We start from the raw sequence: 25,278 nt of genomic DNA, 5'->3' as shown, positions 1-25,278 counted from the left end.
GCGCCGTTCCCCACAGCCGACCTGATCCGCCGGACAGGCCTGGCCGCGTCACCTCGCGACCGACGCCCAGACCACCTTGCCGGTGTCCGTCCAGCGCACCCCCCACCGGGTGGTGAGTCCGTGCACGACGTACAGGCCGCGGCCACCGTCGTCGAGGGGCCCGCCCCGGCCCAGCCGCGGCCTGCCGTTGCCGGTGTCGCCCACCTCGCACAGCAGCCCGTGACCGGTCCTGATCAGCCGTACGGTGAGGGGTCCTTCGGAGAAGCGGACCGCGTTGGCGACCAGTTCGTCGACCACCAGCAGCACGCTGTCCCGGGTGTTGTCCCTGATGCGCCACTGCCCCAGCAGCGCGGAGACCAGCGTGCGGGCCCGGGCGGCCGCGTCGCCGCGGGCGGGCAGCCGCCAGGTCGCGGTGTCCCCCTTGCGGTAGCCGATCATGCGCGCGAGCAGCAGGGTCACGTCGTCGCGCCGGTGCGCGGGCGCCAGCACCGAGACCAGGCGCCGCGCGGCCTGCTGCAGGGAATCCCAGGGGTGCACCGTGGACACGGCGTCCGCCAGCCTGCCGATGCCCTCGTCGATCGACAGGGCGGGATCCTCCACCAGACCGTCGGTGTAGAGGGCGAGCAGCGAGCCCGGAGGCGCGGCGAACGCGTACACCCCGTACGGCTCCCGCAGAGCGAACTCGGCGCCCAGCCCGGGGTGGGGGCGAACGGCGACCGGGGCGGCGGGCCCGCCCGGGGGCATCAGGACCGGGGGGAGGTGGCCGGCGCTGGCCAGCGCCACGCGGTGGCTGACCGGGTCGTAGACGGCGATGCAGCAGGTCGACCCGAGGGCGCTGTAACCGGCCGCCAGCCCGGACTCCGCGTCGTCCAGCAGCGACACGGTCTCGTCCAGGTGCTCCAGCACCTCGTCGGGCGCCAGCCCCGCGGACAGCAGGGCGCGGGCCTCCATGCTCAGCTGCCCCATGGTCGCCGCGGCTCCCAGGCCGTGTCCGACGACGTCACCGACCACCAGCGCGGTACGGCCGTCCGGCAGCGGAAAGCTGTTCACCCAGTCACCGCCGACGCCCGCGCTGTCGGGGGTGGCGGGCTGGTAGACGCTGGCCGTCTCGATGGTCTCGCCGCCGGACCGGGGCAGCAGTCGGCGCTGCAACGCCAGCACCTGCGTGTGCTCGCGCTGATGCTGACGGGCCAGGTCGACGTGGTGAGAGGTCCTGGCCACCAGTTCCTGCAGGTCGAACAGCTCGCTGTCCTCGAAGGGGCGGTCCGCCCGCCGCCAGACCTCCGCCACCCCCAGAACGACGGGCGGTGCGCCGTCCAGGACGAGCGGTACGCACGCCACAGCCACCGCCTGGTCGCCGGGCACCAGGGCACGTACCAGCCGCGGACTGCCGAGGACCCGCTCGATCGCCTCACGGTCGGGTATGACGAGGGCCTGCGCGGGGTCGTCACGCCGTATCGCCTGGGACAGCAGGCGACTCGCATCGCCGGGAAGATCGTCGCCCGGAGTCACATAGCCGTCGGGCCACGCCCGGTCCGGCACCAGGGCCGCCCGCCGCAGCCGGATGCGCTCCTGCGGCTGCCCCGTGACCACCTCGCCCGTCCACACGGCGAAGTCGAGGTCGATGGCGGTCACGTCTCCCCAGGCCAGCAGGGACTCCGCCAGCGACTGCGCGGTCTCGCCGATGTCCAGCGAGGTGCCGATCGCGGTCTCCGCGGCGTACAGGTGCAGCCTCCTGGCCATGGCGATCAGGGAGACGGTCAGTCCCTCCTGAGGCGCCGCGGCGGCCAGGATGCTCATCGAGACCACCAGCTCCGACCCGTCGCCGCGGCGCAGGCGCTGGACCCGGGCGACGTGCGGCTCACCGGTCTCGAGGACCTGCCGCAACCGCCGGGTGACCGTCGGTACGTCCCAGGGAGGCAGAAGGTCGACGAAAGGTTTCCCGGTCACGGCCTCCACCCCCGCGAAGACGGGGGCGGCCAGATTGCAGCGGGTGATTCTCAGATCCCGGTCCAGGCTGACCGCGCCGAGGATCTGCTCCGGACGGCCGGGGGCCGTATCGGCGTCCGCGCCTTGACGGGCGGCACTGTCGTCCTGCTCATCGCCGGAACCGGCGGCTGCCGCTCCCTTGCCTGGCATGTACCGCCCCAAAGCGCCGCTGACCATGTCGAACGGCGACCCAGACGAAGGGGAGGTGGAGTCCATGCGGCTCTCTCAGCTCGCTCGCCGGCCCCGGCACAGCGCCGGGGTCGTACCAGAACCCGGGCGACAGCGCCCCGAGATTCCTGACCGCACAGCTCATTCAATAACACCCTCAGCGCTGGGGCTCGTCGTGGGCTTCGGCGGTGGTCTTCAGGTCGTGCAGCCACGCTTCGAGACCCGCGCCGAGGGCCGCGGTCGCGGTGGGCACGTCTGCTTCGACCTGGGGGCCGGTCCAGGTCTCCTCGGTGTGGACGTGCACGCCGCCTTGGACCTTCTGGAAGGTCCACAGGTGGACACCCTCGTCGATGCGCAGCCCCGCACCGATTGCGGGCCCGCTCCACAGGACGCAGCGGTGGCGCCGGAGTTCCTGGACGGTCGAGGTGATGGTGAGTGTGGTGGCCGGGGTGGTGGGGGTGGCAGGCGCGGGGGTGGTCCACCGGAACTGCGAACCCGTCTCCAGGCGGCCGGGGTCGAGACGTTCGGCGGTGGTGACAGGGGGCTGCCAGGACGGCCAGCGTTCGACGTCGGTCTGCAGCTTCCAGACCGTGGCCAGCGGCGCCTTGATCACGATGTCGGACTCGTAGCGGATGAGGGCGGCGGCATCGACGCCTCGCCCGCCGCACCCGGACGTACTGCCGTGAGGGGCGGCTGCCTGTGCGGGCGGGACGGTGGCCGCGAGAACGCCGGCCACGGCGAGCGAGACCGTGAGCGCGGCCGTGACGACGGGGTGCCGGCGCCGGAGGGCTCGCGCGTGCAGGGGGCGGGCATGCCGACCGTGTGAGGGCGACGGGCCGGTGCTGAACATGGTGTTCCTCTCGTTTGGTCGTGGTGATCGGAGGGTCGTGGTGATCGGACCGGGTCACCGGGTGCTTGCTACGGGGTCAGGACGACCTTTCCGGCGGCGGTGCCCGACTCGGCCAGCCGCAGGGCGTCGGCGACGCGGGTGAGCGGCAGTTGCGCGGCGATCTGGGCTGTGACCTCACCGCGCCGGAGGGCGGCGAAGACCTGGGTGAGGTCGGTGCGCAGGCGGGCGCGGAAGCGGTTCCTGGCCAGGGCCCGGCCGGCCCAGACGTTGAAGAAGTACGCGCGGCGGCGGTTGGGCAGGGCGTTCCACAGCCATACCCGGCCGAGCAGCTTGAGGACGGGCCACTGCTTGGAGCCCTCGTCGTCCCGGGTCGAGGCACTGCCGTACGAGACGAGCGTGCCGCCGGGGGCGAGGAGACGCCAGGAGTCGACGATGCCGCGGCCGCCGACGTGGTCGAAGACGGCGTCCACGCCCTGGGGGGCGAGTTCACGGATCCGTGCGGCGACGTCGTCGGTGCGGTAGTCGACGGGGGTGACTCCCCGCTCCCGCAGGGCGTCGTGGTGGCGCGCGGACGCCGTGCCGATCACCTGCGCGCCCGCGGCCTGGGCGAGCTGGACCAGGACCGATCCGACGCCACCGTTCGCGCCGTGCACCACGACGGTGTGCCCCGCACGGACGCGGGCCTTGCGGTGCAGCATCTGCCAGGCGGTGATGCCGTTGACGACGAGGGTCTCCGCCTCGGCCGCACCGATCCCGTCGGGCACGGGCACCACGTCCGCCGCGTCGACGAGCACGTGACTGGCCCAGCCACCGGTCTTGAGCAGCGCGGCGACCCGGGTGCCGACCAGGCCCTCCGCCACGCCCTCGCCGGTCGCCAGCACCGTCCCCACGAGGTCGTAGCCGGGCACGAACGGGAAGGGCGGCTGGTCGTAGTAGCGGCCACGCCGCATCTGCTGCTCGGCGAAGGAGACACCGGTCGCCTCCATCCGGATCACGACCTGGCCCGGGCCCGCGGCGGGTACGGCTCCATGCCGGATCTGAAGTCCTTCGGGCTCGACCTTGCCCGGCAGAACGACCTCGACCAGTTCTTCGGCGTTCATGGCGACCTCCACAGAGTCGGTGGGTTAATCGGCTTCGCGTTCGTTAGAAGTTATAACCGCACAGGTTCGAGAGTGTCAATAACTTCAGTGATAACCTCTAACTATGGTGAACTCGGAAGCGAAGACCCCGCGCGAGCGCTACCGCGCCCAGGTGCGTACGGAGATCAAGCAACGTGCGTGGGAACAGATCGCCACGGCGGGTGCGTCCGCTCTCTCCCTCAACGCGATCGCCAAGCAGATGGGCATGAGCGGACCCGCGCTGTACCGGTACTTCGGCGGCCGCGACGAGCTGATCACCGAGCTCGTCAGGGACGCGTACCGAAGCCTCGCCGACACCTTCCGCGCGGCCTCGGCGGCCGGTGCCGATGTGACCGCGCTGGCGCACGCCCTGCGGGGGTGGGCCCTGGAGGACCCCCAGCGTTACTTCCTCATCTACGGCACGCCCGTCCCCGGCTACCGGGCGCCCGACGACACCACCGCGATCTCGTCCGAGATCATGGCGACCCTGCTGGACGCCTGTGCCGCGCTGCCCCTGGAGGGACCGGCGTCACCGTTCGACGCGCACCTCGAAGACCACCGGGACTGGGCGGACAGCCATCCCGCCCCGCCCGCGGCCCTGCACCGGGCCCTGACCTTCTGGACCCGGCTGCACGGCGTCCTGTCCCTGGAACTCGCCGGTCACTTCACCGGTATGGGAATCGACCCCGCGCAGCTCTTCGCCGCCGAACTGGACGACCTGACGACTGCGCCGGCGAACTGACCTTGTTGCGCGCCAGGCTGCCGGAGGTGTCGCGCGAGACGATGTCCGCCTTGCCGCCGCCGGTGAGGTCGCCGACGCCGACGTTGCAGGAAGAGCCCCGCCGAGGCCGCCGAACGGGACCGGCGTCACGGAGGAGGGCCGGCCCGGGTCCGGCATGCCCACCGCTGAGCGCGCCCGCGTGCCGCTGTCGGTGAAGTCGCGGCGGGCGGCGCCGTCGGACACGTTCACGGTCTTGGACACGGTCAGCGGCGCTCCGACGCACTGCTCTCGCCCGCGTTGTCCGTCACCTCGGACTCGACGGCGGAGAGCGGCTGGGTGGGCGACCCCGCCGGGAACCGTTCGGATCCGCTGATCCGCGTCGGCGTAGGCCACGGGCCCGCCGGGCCCGCCGAACTTGTCCACGGCTGCGCGGTGGACGTCACGCGCGGCCGTCACCTGTGGCGTACGGGCACCCGAGGCCGGTGAGGAAAAAATCTCTCCGGTTTCGCGTAATCGCTGCCGTCCCACCGAAGTCTCCCTGGACGAAACCCCGACCGGGTCCGGACCCACAGGAGGCACACGTCCATGCACGCCACACACAGCGCCGGCATCGCCTGGCGCGCAGGCATCCCGGCGGGGAGGCGCACCTCGTGAGCACCCACCGACTGGACGTCCCCCAACTCCACCGCCGTCTCGATGCACGACGCCGGGAACTCGGCCTGACCTGGCGCGGTGTCGCACGGCAGACACAGCTCGCACCGGCCACGTTCAGCCGGATCATCAACGGCCGTTCACTCGAAGCCGACGCGCTCGTCACCCTCTTGGTCTGGCTCGACCTCGACACCGGCATCGCGGCCTTGATCGAACCCGGCAACAAACCGCTCCGCTGCCCGGACTGCGGACGGGTCCTCCAGCCGAAGCGCGACGGCAGCATGCGCGCCCACCCCTGCAAGGAAGCCGCCGGCTGACCGCAGTTCGCGTCCTGCTCACCGCAGGCGCCACTGCCCCCGCCCGCCCGTCCCCCGCGAACCTCACCGGAGCAAGGCCATGATCCCGATCCTGCTCATCGTCAGCGTGCTGTGCCTGTCCGGCTACTCCATCGTCTACAGCATGAGCCCTCCCGACCGCGCCACCGTGGCCGGCACCCGCGCTCAGGACGATGCCGCGTTTCTCGCCGCGGAATGCCGCCGCTTCGACGAGCTCGTCGCGGATCTCGACCTCCGGAGCCCGGGAAGTGACCGGGTCCGGCACGACTTGACCGACCGTCACAGCGTCAACACGATCACCAGCGACGCTCTCGACGCCCTGTATGCCGAACGTGACCTGCTGCGCGAGCAGCTCGACACTGCCGTCCGGCCGAACCTCGACGCTCTCCTCGACGCCTACGCCCACCGAGGCGCGGCCATCCAGCAGGCCCTCCGCCTGGCCGACACCGTCATCGACGCCCCGTCCGTCGACTCCGCCGGACAGCGGGCCGTGCAGGACTTCGCCCACAAGCTCCGGACCGCTCTCCTGTCCGCCGCGCCGAAGAACGGCACCTGAACACCCCGGACAAGCGATCACGGCCCGGGCTCAGCGTCCTTCCACACCGTGTGGAAGGCCAGCCGCAGGCAGGCCGCGAGGGCCGGGTGTTCGATGAAGAGGGTGGTGGTGGAGCCGGCGCCGGCCACCGGGTCGGGCATGTCGCACAGGACGAGGGAGGCGTCGGCTATGACGAGTTTCAGCGGCAGTTCGGGGGCGAAGCGGGCCTCCTCCCCCGCGGCCGCGAAACGCCGTACGTGCTCCACCGTCTCGGAGTCCTCCAGGGCGTCGTCGAGGTAGATCGCCCGGACGGTGCCGCCGGAGTGGTGCAGCCGGCGGACCACCGCGATGCCCTCGGTGTTGTCCGCGGGGACGACGAACGGCGGTTTGCAGAAGGTGAGAAGTTCGTGCTGTGCCTGCCGCTGGATGTCGGCGAAGCGCTCGGCGATCGCCTTCGGGTCGCGCAGGATCTCGATGTAGTCCAGCGGATCGGTGTGCTCCCGCCCCTGGGACCAGAGCGGCTGCAGGATCCCGGCGAGCCCCTGCGAGACCCGCTCCAGGCGGTCCACGGACTCGCGCTGCAGTGCCATCAGCCGGGCGAGGGCCAGCTCGGGTGTGACGGCGGAGTACGTGGCCACGCGGCCGGGGTGAGAGGTGGCCAACTGCCGCCGCACCAGGGCGTCCAGCACGTCGTAGACGCGTTGGCGCGGCACGTCGGCCTCCCGGGCGACCTCGGCGGCCGTGTAGGAACCCCGCCTGACGAGTGCCAGGTAGACCCGTGCCTCGTACCGGGCCAGGCCCAGTGACATCAGGTCGTTGATGGTTCCGTCTTCAAGCTCCATGGCTGCACAAGGTACCTGTCGGCGCTGGGGAGTTGGGGACAAGGTTTTACCAACTCGCGCTGTTCTCTTCGGCAAACTGTCAATAACCTCATCAGCAGCCACCACTGACCGGGGTGGCAACCAACAGAATGCCCGGAACACGGCTCCACTCGGCCACCCCCAACGGAAACCGCTTGTCATGCACGTGACATCAGCCATGGCATCAGCGCTTCCGGCCGCCGACACGGAGCCACCCATCCCCCCACGGAGGGCAGTTCATTGAGTTCTCACCGCAGAAGGAACCTGATACGCCGCGGCGCGCCCGCACTGCTGTCGGCAGCGGCTCTGATCACCGGCGGTCTGGCCGTCGCCTCGCAGTCGTCGGCCTTCGCGAACACGACCACCGCGGAGCCCGCGGCCACCACGGTGCACACGCACCGGCTCTGTTCGCAGCCGAGCAAGCCCGGCTACATGGCGTGCCAGGCGGAGGTCCGCACCGACCTCAAGTCGCAGAAGTCCCTCGGCCGCCAGGACACCCCCAAGGGCTTCGGACCGGCCGACCTGCAGGCCGCCTACAACCTGCCCAAGGACGGCGGCAAGGACGCCACGGTCGCGATCGTCGACGCGAACGACGACCCGAACGCCGAGAAGGACCTGGCGGCCTACCGCTCCCAGTACGGCCTGCCGGAGTGCAGCACCGGCAACGGCTGCTTCAAGAAGATCGACCAGGACGGCGGCACGAACTACCCGGCGCCGGACGCCGGTTGGGCCGGTGAGATCTCCCTCGACGTCGACATGGTCAGCGCGGCCTGCCCGCAGTGCAAGATCCTCCTCGTCGAGGCCAAGTCCGCCAGCATGGACGACCTCGGCGCGGCCGTGAACCAGGCCGTCAAGCAGGGCGCCAAGTACGTCTCCAACAGCTACGGCGGCAGCGAGGAGGCCGCGGACACCACCTCGGACGACCAGTACTTCAAGCACCCCGGCGTCGCCATCACCGTCAGCTCCGGCGACAGCGGCTACGGCACCGAGTATCCGGCCGCCTCTCAGTACGTCACCGCCGTCGGGGGCACCTCGCTCAAGAAGGACAGCAGCACCCGCGGCTGGTCCGAGTCCGTCTGGGGCACGTCCGCCGGAGGCGACGGAGCGGGCTCGGGCTGCTCGAAGTTCGACGCCAAGCCGTCCTGGCAGAAGGACAGCGGCTGCGACAAGCGCGCCGTCGCCGACGTCGCAGCCGTCGCCGACCCGGCCACCGGACTCGCCGTCTACGACACCTACCAGGCCAGCGGCTGGAACGTGTACGGCGGCACCAGCGCCTCCGCGCCGTTCATCGCAGGCGTGTACGCCCTCGCGGGCACTCCCGGCAATGACGTTCCGGCGGCGTACCCCTACGCCCACCCGGACAAGCTGAACGACGTCACCGACGGCGCCAACGGGTCCTGCAGCGACTACCTGTGCAAGGCGGGCAAGGGGTACGACGGCCCGACGGGCCTCGGTACCCCGAACGGTGTCGCGGCCTTCACCAAGTAGCTCCACCACGTAGCTCCACCGAGTAACTCCGTCAGTGGACACGCGAACGAGGGCCCGGGTCGGTGACCCGGGCCCTCTTGCCGTCATGTCGCCGTCTTGGCGTCACCAGTTGACGGCGTCGTCCATCGACTGCTGCCAGTAGGTGACCTTCAGCGAGTTGTCGACGTACACGCCCTTCGCGGGCAGCGACGGGTGCGCGGCCGAGCCCACGCTCCCGCTCATGGAGCGACCCTGGAAGTAGACGGCCAGGGACTTCGCGATGTAGCCGTTCCCGCCGCTGCCGTCGGTGGCGGACAGGTTCACGGAGGCGTAGCCGGACTCGCCCGGCTGGAGGGTGACGACCGCCTGCGGCTTCGAGTCCTCGATGACCGGGGGTACGGACTGGGCCTCCTCGCCGAAGCGGGCGGCCGGGTATCCGTAGAGGTAGCAGGTCCTGCTGCCCGTGTTGGTCACGGTGAGCAGCATGTGGTTCACGGGGCGGTTCAGCGGGGCCGCGACCGTCTTGGTGTTGGACCCCTCGCAGGTGACCGGCCGCCCGGAGGAGCCCGGCGCCTTCGACGGGGAGGTGTGCGTGGCGGACCCCGGTGTGGCGGTGGCGGGCTTGGCGCCCGAGGAGCCCGAGGAACCCGAAGAGGATCCCGCGGAGGAAGAGGCGGCGCCCGCGGAGGAGTTGGAGCCGGAGCCGGACGAGGAACCGCCGGAAGAAGAGGCGCCGGCAGAGGAGGTCGCGGTCCTGGTGGCGGCCGCGGAGGCGCCCTCGTCGCGGGTGCCGGTTGCGTCGTTGCACGCGGTCAGGGAGAGCGCGCCGAGAACCACGGTCGCTGCGGCGCCGACGAAACGGATGCGGGAGGTGCGGAAGTTGAACATGTGACTGTGCCCCTTCGGTGTTCGGTGGCGGTGGTGATTGGATGACCGAAGCTTGTGAGGCGATCCGTCCCAACCGCCACGCATGGCGGGCAGTTGGGGACGCCGGAACGCCGAAACGCGCTCTGACCAGGGGGAATGCAGTGCTCCTGGAACGCGCGACTGGAACACGGGGGAATACGGAGGGGTGGGGAAACGGGTGTCGGAGGCGAGCGAGGCCGCGGAGACCGAGGCGTTCGCGCGGCAGTTGCGCGAGCTCAAGGACCGCTCCGGGCTCAGCTACGGGGCGCTGGCCAAGCGGCTGCACATGAGTACGTCGACCCTGCACCGCTACTGCAACGGCACCGCGGTGCCGGTCGAGTACGCGCCGGTGGAGCGCCTCGCCAGGGTCTGCCGGGCGACGCCGCAGGAGCTGGTGGAGCTGCACCGGCGCTGGATCCTGGCGGACGCCACGCGAGGACGCAGGACCGAACAGACGGAAGCCGCCGAGACGGTGGATCCCGGCCCGGCGGCACCGCACGGGCGCGAGGGGAACGAGAGCGAGCCCGGGCGCGAGGGCGGGGGCGAGGCAGAGGGCAGGATCGACGACGGTGAGCCGGTCGTCGTCGACGCACCGCGCGAGCTCACACCGACCGGCCGTCCACATCGCCGCCGTACCGCCCTGATCGCCTCCGTCGCCGTGGCCGCCGTACTGGGAGCCGTGGCGCTCACCGTGCATCCGGGCTTCGGCGGTGGGAACGACACAGCGGACGGGCAGAAGGTCGGTGCCGGTGCCGACGTCACGACCAGCGGCGCTGCGGACACCGGGAAGCCTTCGGCCACCCCGCCCCCGAGCGCGAAGGGACACCAGCCGTCCGGGCCGGCCACCGCCTCCGCCACCGAGTCCGGAGCGGCCGGGTCCGGCAAGGGCCCGGCCCGGTCCACCGGCGGCTCCGCCACCGGCGCCGTCCCGCTCACCGTCGGCACCCGGCCCTACGTCTACGACAACCCGTGCAGCCAGCACTTCCTCGTCGACAGTGAACCCGCGCAGGTCGGCCCGCCGGCGAGCGAGCAGGACGCCCCGCGCTGGGCCGCCGCGTACGGGGCGGTGTCCTCGGACGCTCAGGAGGTGGCCCTCACGGTGCAGGGCACCGGCGCGGAGACCGTCGTACTGGAGGCGCTGCACGTGCGCGTCCTCAGCAAAGGCGCGCCACTCGCCTGGAACGACTACTCGATGGGCGTCGGCTGCGGCGGTGGCGTCGAGACCAAGTCGTTCGACGTCGACCTCGACAACGGCAGTCCCACGGTCACCGTCAAGGGCGGCCAGCGCGACTTCCCGTACAAGGTCAGCGAGTCCGACCCGGAGGTCTTCTACGTCGTCGCCCACACCAAGGCCCACGACGTCCGCTGGGACCTCACCCTGGACTGGTCCAGCGGCAGCCGCCGCGGCACCGTCCGCATCGACAACTCCGGCACCGCGTTCCGCACCAGCGCCGACGCGGGCCGCCCGGGCTACGACTACCCGCTGGGCGGCAGCGAGTGGATCAAACGGGAGAGCTGACCGCCAATCGGCAGAGTTGAAGCCCAATCAGGAAAGTTGCCGGTCAATCGGGAGGTAAAGGGTTCGGCATCGTCGCTTCAACGGTCTTGAACTGTGCATGACTCGTTCGATGGGATGCGCGAAGACCACTTCGGGATCACCTCGTGAGACCGAGTCCTTCGCGAACCCGTTTCGCGAATCCACTTCGTGAGACTCCGAATCCAGGGGGATTCATGCACATAGCCCGTATCGGGCTGGGCGCCGCGGCTGCCACGTCCGTCGCCGCCCTCGCGGTCACCGCACTGGGGACCGCCGCGCCCGCCGCCGTACCGCACACCCTGGCGGTACCGGCCGTCGCCGGGCACACCCTGGTCCACGGTGTGAGCAGCCCGCTGACCAGCGAGCAGTGCCAGACCAAGTGGCACATCAACTGCTACACCCCGCTCCAGTACCGCAAGGCGTACGACCTCAACGCCCTCTACCGCAAGGGCATCACGGGCAAGGGCCGCACGATCGTCATCGTCGACTCGTACGGTTCCCCGACCGTCCAGCACGACCTCGACGTCTACAGCCACCAGTTCGGTCTGCCCAGCACCAAGGTGAAGGTGGTCAAGTGGGGGCACGTCCCCGCCTTCGACCCCAAGAACTCCGACATGACCGGCTGGGCGGGCGAGACCACCCTGGACGTCGAGATGGCCCACGCGGTGGCCCCCGACGCCAAGATCGTCGTGGTGGAGACGGCGGTCTCCGAGACCGAGGGCACCACCGGTCTGCCGGAGATGATGGACGCCGAGAAGTACCTGATCGACCACAACGTCGGCGACGTCATCAGCCAGAGCTTCGGCGCCACGGAGAACACCTTCCCCGGCTTCAGCAGGGGCGACTTCTCCAGCATCAAGAAGCTGCGGTACGCCTTCCAGGACGCCGACCGCAAGAAGGTGACCGTGCTGGCGGCCTCCGGTGACGGCGGCGCGACCGACCTCAAGGCGGACGGGAAGACGTACTACAAGAAGCGCGTCAACTCCTGGCCCTCCTCGGACCCGCTGGTCACCTCGATCGGCGGCACCCAGCTGCACCTGAACGACAAGGGCGACCGCGTCAAGCCGGACAGCGTCTACAACGACTACGGCTCCGGCGGCGGCGGCCAGTCCCACGTGTTCACCCGCCCGTCCTTCCAGAACGGCGTGAAGAGCAAGGTCGGCACCCGCCGCGGCACCCCGGACGTCTCGATGGCCGCCGCGGTCAACGGCGGCGCCTGGGTCTACTCCAGCTACGACCCGACCGCCGTGGGCTGGGACGTCAGCGGCGGCACCAGCGAGGCCACCCCGCTCTTCTCGGGCATCGTCGCCCTCGCCGACCAGGCGGCCGGCCACCGGGTGGGCAACATCCAGAAGGCCCTGTACGACCTCTACGCCCACAACGCCAGGGCCAACGGCATCGTCGACGTCAACGACGGCACGAACAACTCCTACCAGGGCGTGACCGGCTACAAGGCGGTCAACGGCTACGACCTCGCCACCGGCGTGGGCACCGTGGACGCCCTCAAGTTCGTCCCGGCCCTCGCGAAGGCGAGCCACCGGGGCTGACGCTCCTGCAGCACACTGATGCACCACGCCGACGGCCCGGGTCCCGCACCCGGGCCGTCCGCGTCGGATGACCTCGGTCCGCAGAGACCGGCCGAGCTCCTGCACATCAGCGTCGTGATCCTCACACCCTTGCTCGGGTGGTTCCCCTCGCCGTGGGGCGGTCCGTCAGCCGTCAGCGTCAGCCGTCAGCCGGCGTCCGCCCGCCCGGCACGTCCTCCAGGCCCGTCGGCCGCCCCTCGTCGTCCCACCGGACCACCAGGACGCGCTCCACCGCCTCGCGGTCGAGGGGTCCGAACACGTGCGGGAACAGGGTGCCCTCGGCGACTCCCGGCGGCGGCGCGGGATCCGCCGCCTCCCATACGCACTTCGCGGTCAGCCGTGCCTCGTCGAGCAGCAGCGCGAGCAGCGGGCGGGGAGCGCTGCCGTAGAACGCGTCGACGACTTTGAGCGTGGTCGCCTCGTCGGGGGAGCAGTGGACGAAACCGTCCTCGACCAGGGATGCTGGGGCGTAGGGCCGGTCGGGACTGGCGTTCCACTCGGCGCTCGACACGACGTGATAGATCATGGCCCGGTTATACCCCAGCGTCGCGCCTCGACCTGTGCTACCGTGATAAAAGTGGCAGTTTTGGTTACCAGAGGCTTTTGAGTGCTCTTCGACCTTCCGTCGACGAGCGCTCTTTTTTGTTCCGAGGGTAAATCGTTGCTGCGACGCCGGGACCGCAAGGTGCGGACCCGGGCACTGCCCTCAAGGGAGATTCAATATGGCATCTGGCACCGTGAAGTGGTTCAACGCGGAAAAGGGCTTCGGCTTCATCGAGCAGGACGGTGGCGGCGCCGACGTGTTCGCCCACTACTCGAACATCGCCACCTCCGGCTTCCGCGAGCTTCAGGAGGGCCAGAAGGTGACCTTCGACGTGACGCAGGGCCAGAAGGGCCCGCAGGCCGAGAACATCGTTCCCGCCTGACGCTGACGCGTACGCACTACGTGGCTGGGGCCCGCACTCTTTGGGTGCGGGCCCCGGCTCGTTGCGTTTTTCCGCACGCCGCCTGGCTCTCCGCCGCATCCTTCACTCCGAATTCTTCATCCGTTTCCTTCGGTTTCTTCGGCTCCTTCTTGCGAATCCTCATGCGGTCCGTCCGCCGGGAGGCATTCCTCGATACGTGCCGCATCGAGGAGGTTCCCGCATGAACCGCACAGCTCGCACGAGCACGCGCACGAACGCTCGCGCCAACAAGAGACCCGCCCGTCCCCGTACGGGTCGGGGTCGCCCCGCCGCGTCCGGCGGTGAGTTCGCACTGCCCGTCACCGTCACCCCGGCGCTGCCGCCCGTCGAGGACTTCTCCGAACTCGACATGCCGGCGCGGCTGTTGGCGACGCTCGGCGCCGAAGGCGTCACCGCGCCGTTCCCGATCCAGGCCGCGACGCTGCCGAACTCTCTCGCAGGCCGGGACGTGCTGGGCCGCGGCCGCACCGGCTCGGGCAAGACGCTCGCCTTCGGCCTCGCCCTGCTGGCCAGGACCGCAGGGCAGCAGGCCGAGCCCCGGCAGCCGCTGGCCCTCGTCCTCGTCCCCACCAGGGAGCTCGCCCAGCAGGTCACCGACGCGCTCACGCCGTACGCCCGCGCGCTGCGGCTGCGACTCGCCACCGTGGTCGGCGGGCTGTCGATCGGCCGCCAGGCGGGCGCACTGCGCTCCGGGGCCGAGGTCGTGGTGGCGACGCCCGGCCGGCTCAAGGACCTCATAGACCGTGGCGACTGCCGCCTCGACCGGGTCGCGATCACGGTCCTGGACGAGGCCGACCAGATGGCCGACATGGGCTTCATGCCGCAGGTGACCGCCCTGCTCGACCAGGTCCGCCCGGGCGGTCAGCGGCTGCTGTTCTCGGCGACGCTGGACCGCAACGTGGACCGTCTCGTCCGCACGTATCTCCACGACCCCGTCGTCCACTCCGTGGACCCGTCCGCGGGCGCCGTCACCACGATGGACCACCACGTGCTGCACGTGGAGGACGAGGACAAGCACGCCACCACGACCGAGATCGCCGCCCGCGACGGGCGGGTGATCATGTTCCTGGACACCAAGCACGCGGCCGACCGGCTCGCCAAGAAGCTGCTGGCCGTCGGCGTGCGCGCGGCGGCACTGCACGGCGGCAAGTCGCAGAACCAACGCACCCGGACCCTGGCCCAGTTCAAGGACGGCCAGGTCAGCGTGCTGGTGGCCACCAACGTGGCGGCGCGCGGCATCCACGTCGACAACCTCGACCTCGTCGTCAACGTCGACCCGCCCGGCGACCACAAGGACTATCTGCACCGTGGCGGCCGTACCGCACGCGCCGGCGAGTCCGGCACCGTCGTCACGCTGGTCCTGCCCCACCAGCGCCGCGAGGTGTCCCGTCTGATGGCCGACGCCGGGATCACCCCGCGAACCACCCGGGTCCGTTCGGGCGAGGCCGAACTGAGCCGTATCACCGGCGCCCAGACTCCGTCGGGCGTGCCCGTCGTCCTTACTCCGCCGGCCGCGGAGAGCCGCCCGGCGCGTACGGGGGGTCCCGCCCCGCGCGCACGGCGCGGCCGCCCCGCCCAGCAGGGCCGCCGCCGCGCCCCGGCCAAGGGCGCAGGCGGCGCCAAGGGGAACGGCCGCTGAGACCGGCGCCCGGGACGCTCCGGCGTCCCGGGCGGTGCGTCGCTACTTCAGCCCGATGGCGGCACAGTCCGCCGCGTACTTCGCGGTGCAGATGTCCTTGACGGTGTAGACGCCGTCCTTGATCACCGTTGACTTGATGTTGTTCTTGGTGAGGGCGACCACGGGGACCAGCATCGCCGGTATCGCCTTCTGGGTCGGGCTGTCGACCGAGTCCTGGGTCAGCGCGTCGAACTCGAGGCTCTTGCCCTGCACCTTGTCCACCGCCATTTGCGCGGCGTTGGTCGCCTCCAGCAGGAACGACTTGTACACGGTCATCGTCTGCTCCCCCGCGACGATCCGCTGCACCGCGTCCAGGTTGGCGTCCTGCCCGGTGACCAGCGGCATCTTGGTGGCGCCCGCCGACTTCAGCGCGTCGATGACGGCGCCTGCCATGCCGTCGTTCGCCGAGTAGACCGCGGCTATGTTGCCGAGCCCGACGGACTGGATGGCCTTCGTCATGTTCGCCTTGGCGACCGAGGGCAGCCACTTGTCGGTGTCGTACGACTTGACGATGTTCACCCGGCCCTTCAGCTCGCTGAGCGCACCCTCCTTGAAGCGGGCCGTGTTCGGGTCGCCGGGGTCGCCGTTCATCATGACGACCTTGCTGGAGGCGGCCTTCTCGCCGAGCGCGTCGGTGATGGCGCGGCCCTGCACCTCGCCGACGAGCTCGTTGTCGTGCGAGACATACGCGTCGATCGGCCCCTGGGCGAGCCGGTCGTACGCGATGACCGGTATCCCGGCGTCCTTGGCCTTCTGCACATCCGGCGCGATGGCCTTGGAGTCCACCGCATCCACCAGAATGACGTCGACCTTGGCGTCGATCATGTCCGCGAACTGCGAGCTCTGTTTGCCCACGCTCGCACCTGCGTTGGCGTAACGGACCTTGCCCTTGCCGTGCGTAAGGGACGCGACGCGCTCCTTGATCAGGGGATAGTCGAACTTCTCGAACCGCGCCGTGTCCTTGTCGGGCAGCAACAGCCCCACCGTCATGTCGTCGCCCTTCTTCGGGCTCGCGGAACTGCTGCTCCCACTGACGCTGTCGATGACACCGCACGAGGAGAGGAGGAGGGCCGAGGCGGAGGCGAGAACGGGGACGACGGCGAATCGACGCACGCCGGTTCTGCGGGGGGTGTGAACCATCACTTGCAGGGTGCCTTCCGGGCAGTGGAGGAGCGGACCACCGGGTGAAGCAGAAGCCAACGGGGCCGTGGAGACCACGTCAAGACATCCGGTTGTCATCCCTTCAACTTCATACGGAATCTCCTCATGAGGGTGGGGGATTCGGCCAGGCCTCGGGCCTCAGTCCTCACGCAGGCCCACCACGACTACACGCGCCTGACAAGGGCACTGAGCGAGATCGACAAGGCACTTGGCGATGAGGACGCATGAGGGGCCCCGAGCGCCACCGAGCCCCGACGGGAAACGGAACTGACGACACCCTGCCGGGCCCGAAAACGACCTGGCGGGCGCGGGCCGGCAGCCCGTGGCCAAGCAGTTGCTCTTCCTCGGCTCGGTCAAGGGGCTGGAGAACTCGGCGTTCGACAACCACGACCTGGCCGCCTTGCAGAAGCACCGCGCCGCGATCACCGACGAGCCGGTACCGCTGGTGGCGGTGTCCCGGAACGGGGTCAACTGTGACCAGGCATGTCAGCAGGTCGGAGCGGCGCTTTCGAATGAGGCCAGGCCGGTGTCGATGAGCTTGGCTGCACGGCGGACGTCGGCGGTCACTGCCTCGTGAATCTGAGTCGCCGTTCGGGCGCCGTCCAGATGTTTCCCAAGGCTTTGGAACTGGATGGACCACAGTCCGAGCAGGGCAGTTGCTGCGATCTGCGGTTCCGGGTCGTCTCGGCTGCTGCGGGTGCGCTGGGCCAGCGTCTCGGCTGCTGCGGTGACGAGCCGGTCGGTCATGTCCCGGTGGTAGGCCCTCAGTGAGGGCGTGGACCTGATCAGTGCCCCGAAGCGCCTGATCATGGCGGCGGCCTGGTGGGGGTCGTCCTGCGCGGCGATCCAGGAGGTCATGGCCTGCAACTCATCGGAGAGGATCCGCAGCGCCGCTTCGACCGCGGAGTGGTCTGTGTCGGCCAGGCCGGTGCGCAGGGCGGCCATCGTGGCCTCGCCCTGGTCCAGGATGAGCGATTCCTTGGTGGGGAAGTAGTTGAAGACCGTCTTCTCCGAGACTCCGCATGCCTGGGCGATCTCCGATACGCGGACGGCATCGAAGCCGTGTTCCAGGAACATCTCGGTCGCGGTATCGGACAGGCGTTGCCGCAACCGGCGCTTCTTCTGCTCCCGCAGCCCTTCGGCCTCGGGCTCCGCGGTCTGCGGGCGCCATGCCGTCCAGTCCACCGTGCTCATGACGACAGAGTAGTACAGCGGCAGAATATTTACTGCTACTATAAATTTTCAGTGACTGTATGTTCCATCCCTTGTTCGACTGCTTCGGGAGCCCCATGAGCGCCATCCACATCGTCCGCGATTACCCGCACTCCCCCACCAAGGTCTGGCACGCCGTCACCGACCCCCGGCTCATACCGTTATGGACAGCCACCGGGGCCGGGGCACGCCCGGAAGGATTCACCACCGCCGTCGGCGCCCGGTTCCAGTTCATTGCCAAGCCGAAGCCCGGCTGGAGCGGCATCGTCGACTGCGTCGTACTGGAGGCGGACAAGCCCCGGCTGCTGCGCTACTCGTGGACCGACCACGGCGGCAGCGAGACCACCGAGGTTGCCTACCGCATCGAACCTCATGGCACAGGGACGCGCTTCACCTACGACCACACGGGCTTCACGGGTGCAGGCGGGCTCCTGATGACCCAGATCCTGGGTCACGTCCGGCGGAAGATGCTGCGCGTCGGCCTGTCCGCCGTGCTGAACGATCTGGACGAGCACGGCAAACTCCGTCCCGGAAGCACCCTCAAACCCAAGACATGGCTCTCTCATTGAGCCCGTCACCAGGTGAGGACGAGGGCCGGAAATACGGCGGCTGAGGCTCGGCCTGCTGTCGGACCCGCCCCGGAAGAACTGCCGGACCGTCGCTGAATCCTCAGGGCAGTTGGCCGGAGGTATGAAGCACGTCAAACAGCATCTGGTCCACTGCCGAGACCCGCGCACGCGTGACGGGCGGGTGCTGGTGACGCGGAACCCAGGCCACCTTCTCCGGAACGACCTCGTTCTTCCCCATCCCCGGACCTCCCCATCCCCGGACCCTAGTGACTGCGATCAGGGCGGTCGAGGCCAGCCGCTACCCCTGGACGGGAAGATCCGGATGGCCGGCCAGAAAGATCATGTAGGTGATCGACGCTGTTGCCCCCAGGAGGGACAACACGGCACCCACTACGGCCCGCGGCCTGCTCGTTCGCCCCGACTTCGATGCGCGGTACTCGACGCAGGCCCGCACGAGGCCCACGACGGCCAGGGGCAGCGCGAGGAAGCAGACCAGTATCCAGAGCGGGCAAAAGAACCAGAACGCCACGGACGCTCCGCCGAACCAGACCGCGAGCTCTGCCCTCTCTCGTGTTTCGTCCGATGCCCCCACAGATGTCATGGACTGATCCAAGCAGAACGCTTGTTGGGGCCCGCATCGGTCATGAGGTCGACGTGGCGGTGATCGGCATCGCCGACGGCGGCAAACCTCCGCTCCTGGCCATCGGGGAGGCCAAGTGGAACGACACCATGGGCATGGCCCACATCGACCGCCTCCGGCATGTCCGCGGCCTTGTCAGCCAGGCCGGCTGAGGGCCGTCTCATCGACCTGGCGGCCCTCTACAACCAGGAGTGAACCGGCGGCGCCTACCGGCAGAGCGGTACGGCAGCCGCCACCGGACCTGGGAGGCCAGGCGCAGGCTCGCCACCCTCACCGCCATCACTCCGAAGGATTCACAACCACCTTCGCCACGTTGTTCTTGCTGTTCGGGTCGAAGCTCGCGCCCGTGTCCGAGTGCGGATGCACGACAACCCGGCCCGTCGCATCCGGGACCACCCGGTCGATGTGGAGCTGGAACGGGAAGCTGACCTTCAGGTCCGGCTTGGCCCACAGCGGCAGGGTGCACGCGTAGTGGCCGATGGACGGGTCGTCGCCGGGCGTCGAAGCCGGGTGGCAGGTGTCCGGTGCGGACGTGGCCGTCGTGCCCTCCGGGAGGTAGTAGTCGATCACGGCGACCGGGTCGCCGGAGGCGACGTTGCCGACCCAGGCCGGGCCGCGGTTGACGAAGCGGAAGCCGGCGGTGACCGTGGCACCCGCCGCGCCGCTCACCTCGGTGCCGCGTACGGCGAAGTCGGCGGTGTTGTCGGCGTTGATGTGCCACGAGCGGCCGTTGTCGGAGGTGTCGAGGTCACCCGCGTCGCCGGCGGGCTCGACCTCGTAGTCGAAGCGCTCGTACAGGGCGTGGTCGGTGACGGTGAGTTGTAGCGGCTGCGGGAGTTCCACCGTGGCGCCGGGTGCGATGTCCATGTCGAAGGCGCAGGTCACGTAGGTCATGGGCGTGTGCTCGCCGTTGCCGTCCGGGCCGGAGTATGTGCATTGGGGGTAGCGGGTGGTGACGTCCAGGCCGTACGTCGCCCACATCTTCACCGTGAAGCCGTGGGCGGTCTCGTTGCCGGTGTTGGTGACGGAGAACGGCACGGTGAGGCTGGTGCCCGGCTCGATGTCGGAGACGTCCTGGGGGGTGGTGAGACCCAGGTCCGGGCCGGAGCCCACGGTGACGAACGTTTCCGCGGCGCCCTCCGGGGCGGTGAGCGTGCCGTCCGGTCCCCCGGTTGCCGTGGCGGCGTACTCGATCGCACCCTGCGCTCCCACGGCCGCGCCGGCGGCGGCCCGCACCTTCAGCTGCACCTGCGCGCTGTAGCGGGTCGGTACGTCCCCCGTGTCGCACACGGCGACCGTGCCCGCGTCGTTCGGGGTGCAGTTGGCGGGCCAGGACACGTCCGCCACTTGGGTGAGGCCGGAGACGTCGACGGTCAAACGGCCGTCGGTGACTGTGAAGTTGCTGTTGTCGTGGTACAGGCCGAGCGCCAGCGAGCGGTACTGCGCCGAGCCTCCGTCCGGAGCGACGGTGACCGACTGCTCGTACGGCGCCTGGATCCACAGCTGATCGCTCTGCGCCTCGTCGGCGAAGGCGGCCCCGCTCCCGAGGCCGGCGACGACCAACGCTCCCACGGCTCCGGCACAGGCCCCTCGGCGCAGCGCACGCCCGACGGAGACAGAACTCATGACATCCCCCAGTGGGACAGAAGAGACCCCGGCGCAGTGAGCAGTGCCGGTCGGGAGTTGGACGGGCTGCCGGGACAGAAGGTTGTAGGGCCCCAGAAGGGTCAGGTAACTGTAAAGAACCTTGACAGACAATTGGTCTAGTCCAACTATGGTCGTCTGTTCGCCCCCACCCCCCTTCATCTCCGCCTCTCCGCCATCCCCCTGGGAGCGTCAATGAGACGACCGCGTCGTGCTCTTCGTTCGTTGCTGTCCTGCATCACCGTGACCGGCCTGTCGGCCGGTCTCGTCGCGCTCGGGGGAGGTGGGGCGTTCGGAGCGGATGCCGCGCCCTCGCGGCCCGCGGCGCCCCTTCCCGCTCATCTCGCCGCGCCGTACTTCGAGGCGTGGACCGGGGAGAGCCCGGCCACGCTCGCCGCCGAGTCGGGGAACAAGTACCTCACCATGGCCTTCCTGCAGACGGACGCGGCCGGTTCGTGCACCGCCTACTGGAACGGCGACACCAGCCAGCCCATCTCCAAGTCCGCCGCGTCTTCCTTCGGCGCCGACATCGCGGCCATCCAGGCCCGCGGCGGCAACGTCATCCCGTCCTTCGGCGGCTACGGCGCCGACACGACCGGCACCGAACTCGCCGACAGCTGCACCAGCGTCGACGCCATCGCCAAGGTCTACGAGAGCCTGGTGACGACGTACGGGATCTCGCGGATCGATCTCGACATCGAGGCCGACTCCATCAACAACACCGCGGGGATCGACCGCCGCAACAAGGCCATCGCCCAGGTGCAGCGGTGGGCCGAACGCACCGGGCGGCGCGTGCAGTTCTCGTACACCCTGCCCACGACCACCACCGGGCTCGCGCCGAACGGCGTGGCCCTCCTCAAGAACGCCGTCGACAACCACGCGCGCGTGGACGTCGTCAACATCATGACGTTCGACTACTGGGACGGCGCCACCCATGACATGGCCGCCGACACCGAGACCGCCGGTGACGGGCTCGTCGGCCAACTCGCCTCCCTGTATCCGAAGAAGAGCCGTGCGCAGCTCTGGCGCATGGTCGGCGTCACCGAGATGCCCGGCATCGACGACTTCGGTCCACAGGAGACCTTCACCACCCAGGACGCGGTGAAGGTCGAGCAGTGGGCCGAGGCCAAGGGCATCAACACCCTTTCCTTCTGGGCTCTTCAGCGGGACAACGGCGGATGTGTGGGCACCTCCGGCTCCAACTCCTGCTCCGGAATCGCCCAGGACACCTGGTACTTCAGCCACGCCTTCGAGCGGTTCACGCGCTGGTAGGCCCTGTCGGCAGGGGACTCAGCAGGGAACTCATCAGGGGAACTCAGCACGGGAATCGCGCCCGGACCTCCCACCCGCGCCCGGCTCCCGCCCTGGGTCCCGTGCGGAGTTCCCCGCCCAGTGCGGTGACGCGTTCGCGCAGGCCCACGAGACCGAAGCCGCTGAAGTGGGCTGCGGCGGGGAGCCGGGTGCCGCCGCGGCCGTCGTCCGACACCGTCACCGAGAGCCCGGAGCCGTCGTGTTCCAGGACGACGGTGACCTCCGTGGCGTCGGCCGCGTGGCGCCGTACGTTCGTCAGGGCCTCCTGGACGACGCGGAAGGCCGCCGCCTGCACCTCGTGCGGGAGGTCGTCGGAGGCGGCGGGGTCGCGGTGCAGGGTGACCTTCTGGCCCGGGCTCGCGAAACCGGCCGTCAGTCGGCGATGCCCGCCAGGTCGCCGACCGGGCGGCGGTCGGCCTCCTCGCCACCGTCGCGCAGGACGCCCACCGTGCGGCGCATGGAGGCGAGCGCCTCCGTGGCGGCGCGCTCGATGCCGGCGAGGACGGGGTCCAGTTCCCGCGGCCGGGAGTCCGCAATCATGCGGGCCATCTGGGTCTGCACGAGGATGCCGGTGACGTGATGGGCGACGAAGTCGTGCAGGTCGGCGGCGATCGCCACCCGCTCCTCGCGGCGGGTGTCGGCGACGGCGACCGTACGGCGGTAGTCGAGCGCGCGCAGATACGCCGCAAGGCCGCCGACCAGGCCGATCAGGAACAGGCCGACCAGGACGTAGCCCTGTGCCTCGTCGGCCGACCACAGCGTCCGGAAGTACCTGAGCGGCGTCAGGAGCAGGGCGCCCGCGTCCAGCGCCGCGCACGCGATGGCCCAGCGCGGCGGGCAGTGCCGTACGGCGACGAACAGCAGACACAGCAGTACGGCGAGTTCGCCGGGGCCGAAGGGTGCGTCCCCGTGTCGTAGGAAGGAAGCCGCCGTATAGAGCAGGGAGACGAGCGCCGGTACGGCGGTGCGGAGCTGCGGGGTGAGCCGGGCGGGGCGGCGCGCGGCCGGCCACAGTACGGCGGTCAGGCCGATCGCCAGGACTACGGCCGGACGCCACAAGGGGTAGCCCACGTCACCCGCGATCAGCAGATCAACGGCCGACAGCGCGAGCAGCGCGCCGACGACGGCGCCTCGGGCGACGCCACGCAACCAGGCCACCCGTCCGACAGCTGCACCATGCGGATCACGGTATGCGCCCGTGCGGCCGATTCGGGCTGTTCGCGGCTGATACGTTCCGCTCATGCCGGACAGCAGGTTCCTCGTCGGCGTCGTGGGCGGCGCGGCCTTCGTGCTTCTCGTCGGCGGTCTCGGCACGCGTCTGATCGCCCGCACCGAGTCGACGACCGGGCTCGACCGGTACGACGCGGTCGTGGTGGACGGCCACAAGACGCTCGCACCGAACATCGTCGCCGGGCGCACGCAGAGCCTGTACCACCCGCTCCCCTGGGTCGGTGTGAAGGTCGAGGTGTCCTGCCCGACCGGTCTGAAGGCGGTCGCCGGCGCCACCATCACCTGCACCGGCCGCAAGAACGACGGCAGCACCATCGACATCCCGGTGACTGTGATCAGTGCCACGGACTCGCGCATCACCTGGAAGTTCCGGCGCTGACCTGGTCGTTCGACCGCCGAGTGCATGGTGTGCAGAGAATCCGCGCAGGAGAAGCACACAGACCTCACACAGTCTTTCGAAACCCTCGTTACCGTTGCAGCCCGTTCGAACTCCCATGCATCTCCGGTGCATCTCCCATGCGAAGGGTCAGGAAGACAGCGGATGGACTACTGCTCCTCATGCCGCCGGCACCTCAACGGCGCCCTGGTGTGCCCCGGTTGCGGTGCCTACGCCCCCGACATCGCACCGGTGACCTCCCACGGCCGCACCACACCGGCCCCCGCCGCGACGGCGATGTGGCCGGAGATGGACGAGCCGCCGGGCTCCGAGGCCTACGGTGAGGCCGAGGCCGCGATACCCCTGTCGGAGGGGCGTGCCGCCCGGCGCAGGCAGCGGGCCCGCTGGAAGAAGAACCAGCGCAAGGCCGTGGTCGCGACCGCTGTGGCACTCGTCGGCGGCGGCATGACCCTCGCCTCGATGGACCGCGACTCCGGCCACCGCGCCGAGGCGTCGACGGCAACGGACCTCTCCAGCATGGGCTCCGAGGACGGGGCCGCGGACCAGAACGTCCAGCTCCCGCCGGCCGGCACGGGCAAGCACCGCAAGCCCGACGCCACGTCCGACCGCTCCGCCGCGTCCGGCAAGGTTCAGCAGCGTTCCGGAGCCACCGCGTCCCACACCGATTCGGCGCGGACGCAGCCGTACACCCCCGCCGCGCACTCGACGCCGGCGACGAAGCCCGCACAGCAGGGTTCCGTGGCCACCGTGCACACCCCCTCCGTCGACACCACGCCCGTCACCGGCGGCACGACGACGACCCAGACGCCCTCCGCGACGCCCACGGACAGCACGGGTTCGGGAACGTCGAACACGTCCGGATCCTCCGGAACGTCGGGGTCCTCCAGCACCTCGGGAACGTCCCAGTCGGACAACACGTCGACGGCGACCTCCCCGTCGGGGATCTGCGTCCTCGGTCTGCTGTGCGTCAGCTGACCTGACCTTCACGCTCACCTTGACCCTGGCCGGCCTTGCCCGCCAGGGTCAACTGGGCTTGTTCCACGGTCAGTTCAGGTGCCGCTCTTGTACGGCGGTGACGGCGCGGACGACGAAGATGCCCGCCACGGCCGCGCCGACGACCGCCGCGTCGGACGCCAGGAGCTGCCACACGTCCGTGTAGGCACGGGCGATGAGCTCGTCGGTGGAGTCGCCGTACATGAGGCCCACTCCGCTGAGCATGCCGATCAGCCACAGGCCCCACCACACGTTCAGGGAGCGGGGCAGCCGCTCGCCGGGGGCGCTGGCGCGGTAGGCGTCCGCGATGATGCCGCGCGGGAACCACAGGTTGACGACGGGCACCACCCAGCCGAAGTAGACCCACAGGCCGGAGTAGCGCGGCCTGGTCCCGGACAGATCGCGCGCGTTGTCCCGGACACGGCCCGTCCACACCACGAACGCGATCGCGCAGAACGCCGCCGCGGCGCCCGACACCGTGCTGACGAGGTGGTACGAGTCCTCCAGCGAGGTCAGCGGACGGTGCACCCCGCCGCCCTGGTCCGGCGGCCCGGAGGCCGGCTCCCCCGCCATCGAGAGCCGGATCTGCCACACGGCCCGAGCCGCCCATCCGAGACCGGCGAGGGCAAGGGCAACCATGGTGACGAGGGCTGCCGCACGGACCGGTTGCAGGGCGGGGACGTCGGGGCCGGGAGCAGCAGTGGGGGGTGCTATGTGGTCGTTCACCGGGGCATCCTCGCCGACGAGGGGCGACG

At 70.2% G+C, this 25,278-nt stretch carries 27 protein-coding genes and 1 pseudogene; 15 read left to right on the top strand and 13 right to left on the bottom strand.

The window, feature by feature from the left end:
* Nucleotides 1-48: 48 nt before the first annotated feature.
* The 3 genes from EDD92_RS24965 to EDD92_RS24955 form a co-directional block, all read right to left on the bottom strand.
* Entirely contained in the window at nucleotides 49-2,205 is a 2,157-nt protein-coding gene (locus EDD92_RS24965) for a SpoIIE family protein phosphatase (protein ID WP_123966356.1), read from the bottom strand.
* Nucleotides 2,206-2,314: 109 nt separating this feature from the next.
* Nucleotides 2,315-3,007: an SRPBCC family protein gene (locus EDD92_RS24960; protein ID WP_123966355.1), complete on the bottom strand. Its 693-nt coding sequence runs from the start codon at nucleotides 3,005-3,007 to the stop codon at nucleotides 2,315-2,317.
* Between the two features lie 68 nt (nucleotides 3,008-3,075).
* Complete coding sequence (locus EDD92_RS24955) at nucleotides 3,076-4,107, bottom strand: medium chain dehydrogenase/reductase family protein (protein WP_123966354.1); 1,032 nt, start codon at nucleotides 4,105-4,107, stop codon at nucleotides 3,076-3,078.
* A gap of 103 nt (nucleotides 4,108-4,210) precedes the next feature.
* Here EDD92_RS24955 and EDD92_RS24950 point away from each other — a divergent pair, with 103 nt between their 5' ends.
* From EDD92_RS24950 to EDD92_RS24940, 4 genes are all read left to right on the top strand, one after another.
* A complete protein-coding gene (locus tag EDD92_RS24950) occupies nucleotides 4,211-4,867 on the top strand; it encodes a TetR/AcrR family transcriptional regulator (protein ID WP_123966353.1) in 657 nt (218 codons plus the stop codon).
* 276 nt (nucleotides 4,868-5,143) lie between these two features.
* Nucleotides 5,144-5,332: a hypothetical protein gene (locus tag EDD92_RS49635; RefSeq protein ID WP_148096476.1), complete on the top strand. Its 189-nt coding sequence runs from the start codon at nucleotides 5,144-5,146 to the stop codon at nucleotides 5,330-5,332.
* Between the two features lie 164 nt (nucleotides 5,333-5,496).
* Nucleotides 5,497-5,814, top strand: a complete 318-nt coding sequence (locus EDD92_RS24945) for a helix-turn-helix transcriptional regulator (RefSeq protein WP_123966352.1) — start codon at nucleotides 5,497-5,499, stop codon at nucleotides 5,812-5,814.
* A gap of 79 nt (nucleotides 5,815-5,893) precedes the next feature.
* Complete coding sequence (locus EDD92_RS24940; protein WP_123966351.1) at nucleotides 5,894-6,388, top strand: hypothetical protein; 495 nt, start codon at nucleotides 5,894-5,896, stop codon at nucleotides 6,386-6,388.
* 17 nt (nucleotides 6,389-6,405) lie between these two features.
* On the opposite strand, the gene EDD92_RS24935 is transcribed toward EDD92_RS24940, so the two are convergent.
* A complete protein-coding gene (locus EDD92_RS24935; RefSeq protein WP_123966350.1) occupies nucleotides 6,406-7,209 on the bottom strand; it encodes a TrmB family transcriptional regulator in 804 nt (267 codons plus the stop codon).
* Between the two features lie 258 nt (nucleotides 7,210-7,467).
* Between EDD92_RS24935 and EDD92_RS24930 the strand changes: the two genes are divergently transcribed.
* The gene (locus tag EDD92_RS24930; RefSeq protein WP_260326731.1) at nucleotides 7,468-8,715 is read left to right on the top strand and encodes a S8 family serine peptidase; all 1,248 of its coding nucleotides are present in this window, start codon (nucleotides 7,468-7,470) and stop codon (nucleotides 8,713-8,715) included.
* A gap of 102 nt (nucleotides 8,716-8,817) precedes the next feature.
* Here EDD92_RS24930 and EDD92_RS24925 read toward each other — a convergent pair whose 3' ends face one another.
* Entirely contained in the window at nucleotides 8,818-9,582 is a 765-nt protein-coding gene (locus EDD92_RS24925; RefSeq protein WP_123966349.1) for a DUF4232 domain-containing protein, read from the bottom strand.
* A gap of 196 nt (nucleotides 9,583-9,778) precedes the next feature.
* On the opposite strand from EDD92_RS24925, the gene EDD92_RS24920 reads away from it, so the two are divergent.
* Nucleotides 9,779-11,119 (top strand): helix-turn-helix transcriptional regulator, encoded by a 1,341-nt coding sequence (locus tag EDD92_RS24920; RefSeq protein WP_260326730.1) that lies wholly within the window; start codon nucleotides 9,779-9,781, stop codon nucleotides 11,117-11,119.
* Nucleotides 11,120-11,331: 212 nt separating this feature from the next.
* Nucleotides 11,332-12,684 (top strand): S8 family serine peptidase, encoded by a 1,353-nt coding sequence (locus EDD92_RS24915; protein WP_123966347.1) that lies wholly within the window; start codon nucleotides 11,332-11,334, stop codon nucleotides 12,682-12,684.
* A 178-nt stretch (nucleotides 12,685-12,862) separates the two neighbouring features.
* Here EDD92_RS24915 and EDD92_RS24910 read toward each other — a convergent pair whose 3' ends face one another.
* Nucleotides 12,863-13,249 carry a DUF952 domain-containing protein gene (locus tag EDD92_RS24910; protein WP_123966346.1) on the bottom strand — a complete coding sequence of 129 codons (387 nt, stop codon included), beginning with the start codon at nucleotides 13,247-13,249 and terminating at the stop codon, nucleotides 12,863-12,865.
* Between the two features lie 196 nt (nucleotides 13,250-13,445).
* Here EDD92_RS24910 and EDD92_RS24905 point away from each other — a divergent pair, with 196 nt between their 5' ends.
* Both EDD92_RS24905 and EDD92_RS24900 read left to right on the top strand, forming a co-directional pair.
* A complete protein-coding gene (locus tag EDD92_RS24905) occupies nucleotides 13,446-13,649 on the top strand; it encodes a cold-shock protein (protein WP_007383480.1) in 204 nt (67 codons plus the stop codon).
* A gap of 220 nt (nucleotides 13,650-13,869) precedes the next feature.
* Complete coding sequence (locus EDD92_RS24900; protein ID WP_123966345.1) at nucleotides 13,870-15,327, top strand: DEAD/DEAH box helicase; 1,458 nt, start codon at nucleotides 13,870-13,872, stop codon at nucleotides 15,325-15,327.
* A 42-nt stretch (nucleotides 15,328-15,369) separates the two neighbouring features.
* Here EDD92_RS24900 and EDD92_RS24895 read toward each other — a convergent pair whose 3' ends face one another.
* Nucleotides 15,370-16,506 carry a sugar ABC transporter substrate-binding protein gene (locus EDD92_RS24895; RefSeq protein ID WP_123966344.1) on the bottom strand — a complete coding sequence of 379 codons (1,137 nt, stop codon included), beginning with the start codon at nucleotides 16,504-16,506 and terminating at the stop codon, nucleotides 15,370-15,372.
* Nucleotides 16,507-16,816: 310 nt separating this feature from the next.
* Here EDD92_RS24895 and EDD92_RS51315 point away from each other — a divergent pair.
* A pseudogene (locus tag EDD92_RS51315) lies at nucleotides 16,817-17,104 on the top strand (hypothetical protein); the annotation flags it as partial.
* Here EDD92_RS51315 and EDD92_RS24885 read toward each other — a convergent pair.
* Complete coding sequence (locus tag EDD92_RS24885) at nucleotides 17,014-17,721, bottom strand: TetR family transcriptional regulator (protein WP_123966343.1); 708 nt, start codon at nucleotides 17,719-17,721, stop codon at nucleotides 17,014-17,016. The pseudogene EDD92_RS51315 and the gene EDD92_RS24885 sit on opposite strands and share 91 nt — an antisense overlap.
* Nucleotides 17,722-17,816: 95 nt before the next feature.
* On the opposite strand from EDD92_RS24885, the gene EDD92_RS24880 reads away from it, so the two are divergent.
* Nucleotides 17,817-18,308: an SRPBCC domain-containing protein gene (locus EDD92_RS24880; RefSeq protein WP_123966342.1), complete on the top strand. Its 492-nt coding sequence runs from the start codon at nucleotides 17,817-17,819 to the stop codon at nucleotides 18,306-18,308.
* Nucleotides 18,309-18,606: 298 nt separating this feature from the next.
* Here the strand turns inward: EDD92_RS24880 and EDD92_RS24875 are convergent, their stop codons facing one another.
* Nucleotides 18,607-18,837: a hypothetical protein gene (locus EDD92_RS24875; protein WP_260326728.1), complete on the bottom strand. Its 231-nt coding sequence runs from the start codon at nucleotides 18,835-18,837 to the stop codon at nucleotides 18,607-18,609.
* A 125-nt stretch (nucleotides 18,838-18,962) separates the two neighbouring features.
* Between EDD92_RS24875 and EDD92_RS24870 the strand changes: the two genes are divergently transcribed.
* Complete coding sequence (locus EDD92_RS24870; protein WP_260326727.1) at nucleotides 18,963-19,100, top strand: hypothetical protein; 138 nt, start codon at nucleotides 18,963-18,965, stop codon at nucleotides 19,098-19,100.
* Nucleotides 19,101-19,227: 127 nt separating this feature from the next.
* On the opposite strand, the gene EDD92_RS24865 is transcribed toward EDD92_RS24870, so the two are convergent.
* Complete coding sequence (locus EDD92_RS24865) at nucleotides 19,228-20,574, bottom strand: hypothetical protein (protein ID WP_123966340.1); 1,347 nt, start codon at nucleotides 20,572-20,574, stop codon at nucleotides 19,228-19,230.
* Nucleotides 20,575-20,787: 213 nt separating this feature from the next.
* On the opposite strand from EDD92_RS24865, the gene EDD92_RS24860 reads away from it, so the two are divergent.
* The gene (locus EDD92_RS24860; protein ID WP_123966339.1) at nucleotides 20,788-21,864 is read left to right on the top strand and encodes a chitinase; all 1,077 of its coding nucleotides are present in this window, start codon (nucleotides 20,788-20,790) and stop codon (nucleotides 21,862-21,864) included.
* A 43-nt stretch (nucleotides 21,865-21,907) separates the two neighbouring features.
* Here EDD92_RS24860 and EDD92_RS52465 read toward each other — a convergent pair whose 3' ends face one another.
* Together EDD92_RS52465 and EDD92_RS52460 are read right to left on the bottom strand one after the other, a co-directional pair.
* On the bottom strand, nucleotides 21,908-22,198 hold the full coding sequence (locus tag EDD92_RS52465; RefSeq protein ID WP_399183932.1) for a sensor histidine kinase: 291 nt from the start codon (nucleotides 22,196-22,198) through the stop codon (nucleotides 21,908-21,910).
* A 77-nt stretch (nucleotides 22,199-22,275) separates the two neighbouring features.
* Nucleotides 22,276-23,061 carry a histidine kinase dimerization/phosphoacceptor domain-containing protein gene (locus EDD92_RS52460; protein WP_399183929.1) on the bottom strand — a complete coding sequence of 262 codons (786 nt, stop codon included), beginning with the start codon at nucleotides 23,059-23,061 and terminating at the stop codon, nucleotides 22,276-22,278.
* An 82-nt stretch (nucleotides 23,062-23,143) separates the two neighbouring features.
* Here EDD92_RS52460 and EDD92_RS24850 point away from each other — a divergent pair, with 82 nt between their 5' ends.
* Both EDD92_RS24850 and EDD92_RS49960 read left to right on the top strand, forming a co-directional pair.
* Complete coding sequence (locus EDD92_RS24850; protein ID WP_123966338.1) at nucleotides 23,144-23,512, top strand: DUF4333 domain-containing protein; 369 nt, start codon at nucleotides 23,144-23,146, stop codon at nucleotides 23,510-23,512.
* A gap of 162 nt (nucleotides 23,513-23,674) precedes the next feature.
* A complete protein-coding gene (locus EDD92_RS49960; protein WP_185124115.1) occupies nucleotides 23,675-24,505 on the top strand; it encodes a hypothetical protein in 831 nt (276 codons plus the stop codon).
* Nucleotides 24,506-24,574: 69 nt separating this feature from the next.
* Here EDD92_RS49960 and EDD92_RS24835 read toward each other — a convergent pair whose 3' ends face one another.
* Nucleotides 24,575-25,249 carry a DUF4328 domain-containing protein gene (locus EDD92_RS24835; RefSeq protein WP_260326726.1) on the bottom strand — a complete coding sequence of 225 codons (675 nt, stop codon included), beginning with the start codon at nucleotides 25,247-25,249 and terminating at the stop codon, nucleotides 24,575-24,577.
* Nucleotides 25,250-25,278: the final 29 nt, after the last annotated feature.

Origin of the sequence: Streptomyces sp. TLI_185, from assembly GCF_003814765.1 — a bacterium.
Lineage (GTDB): Bacteria > Actinomycetota > Actinomycetes > Streptomycetales > Streptomycetaceae > Streptomyces.
The sequence above is the reverse complement of the archived record's forward strand: the minus strand, read 5'-3'. Positions and strand labels throughout refer to the sequence as shown.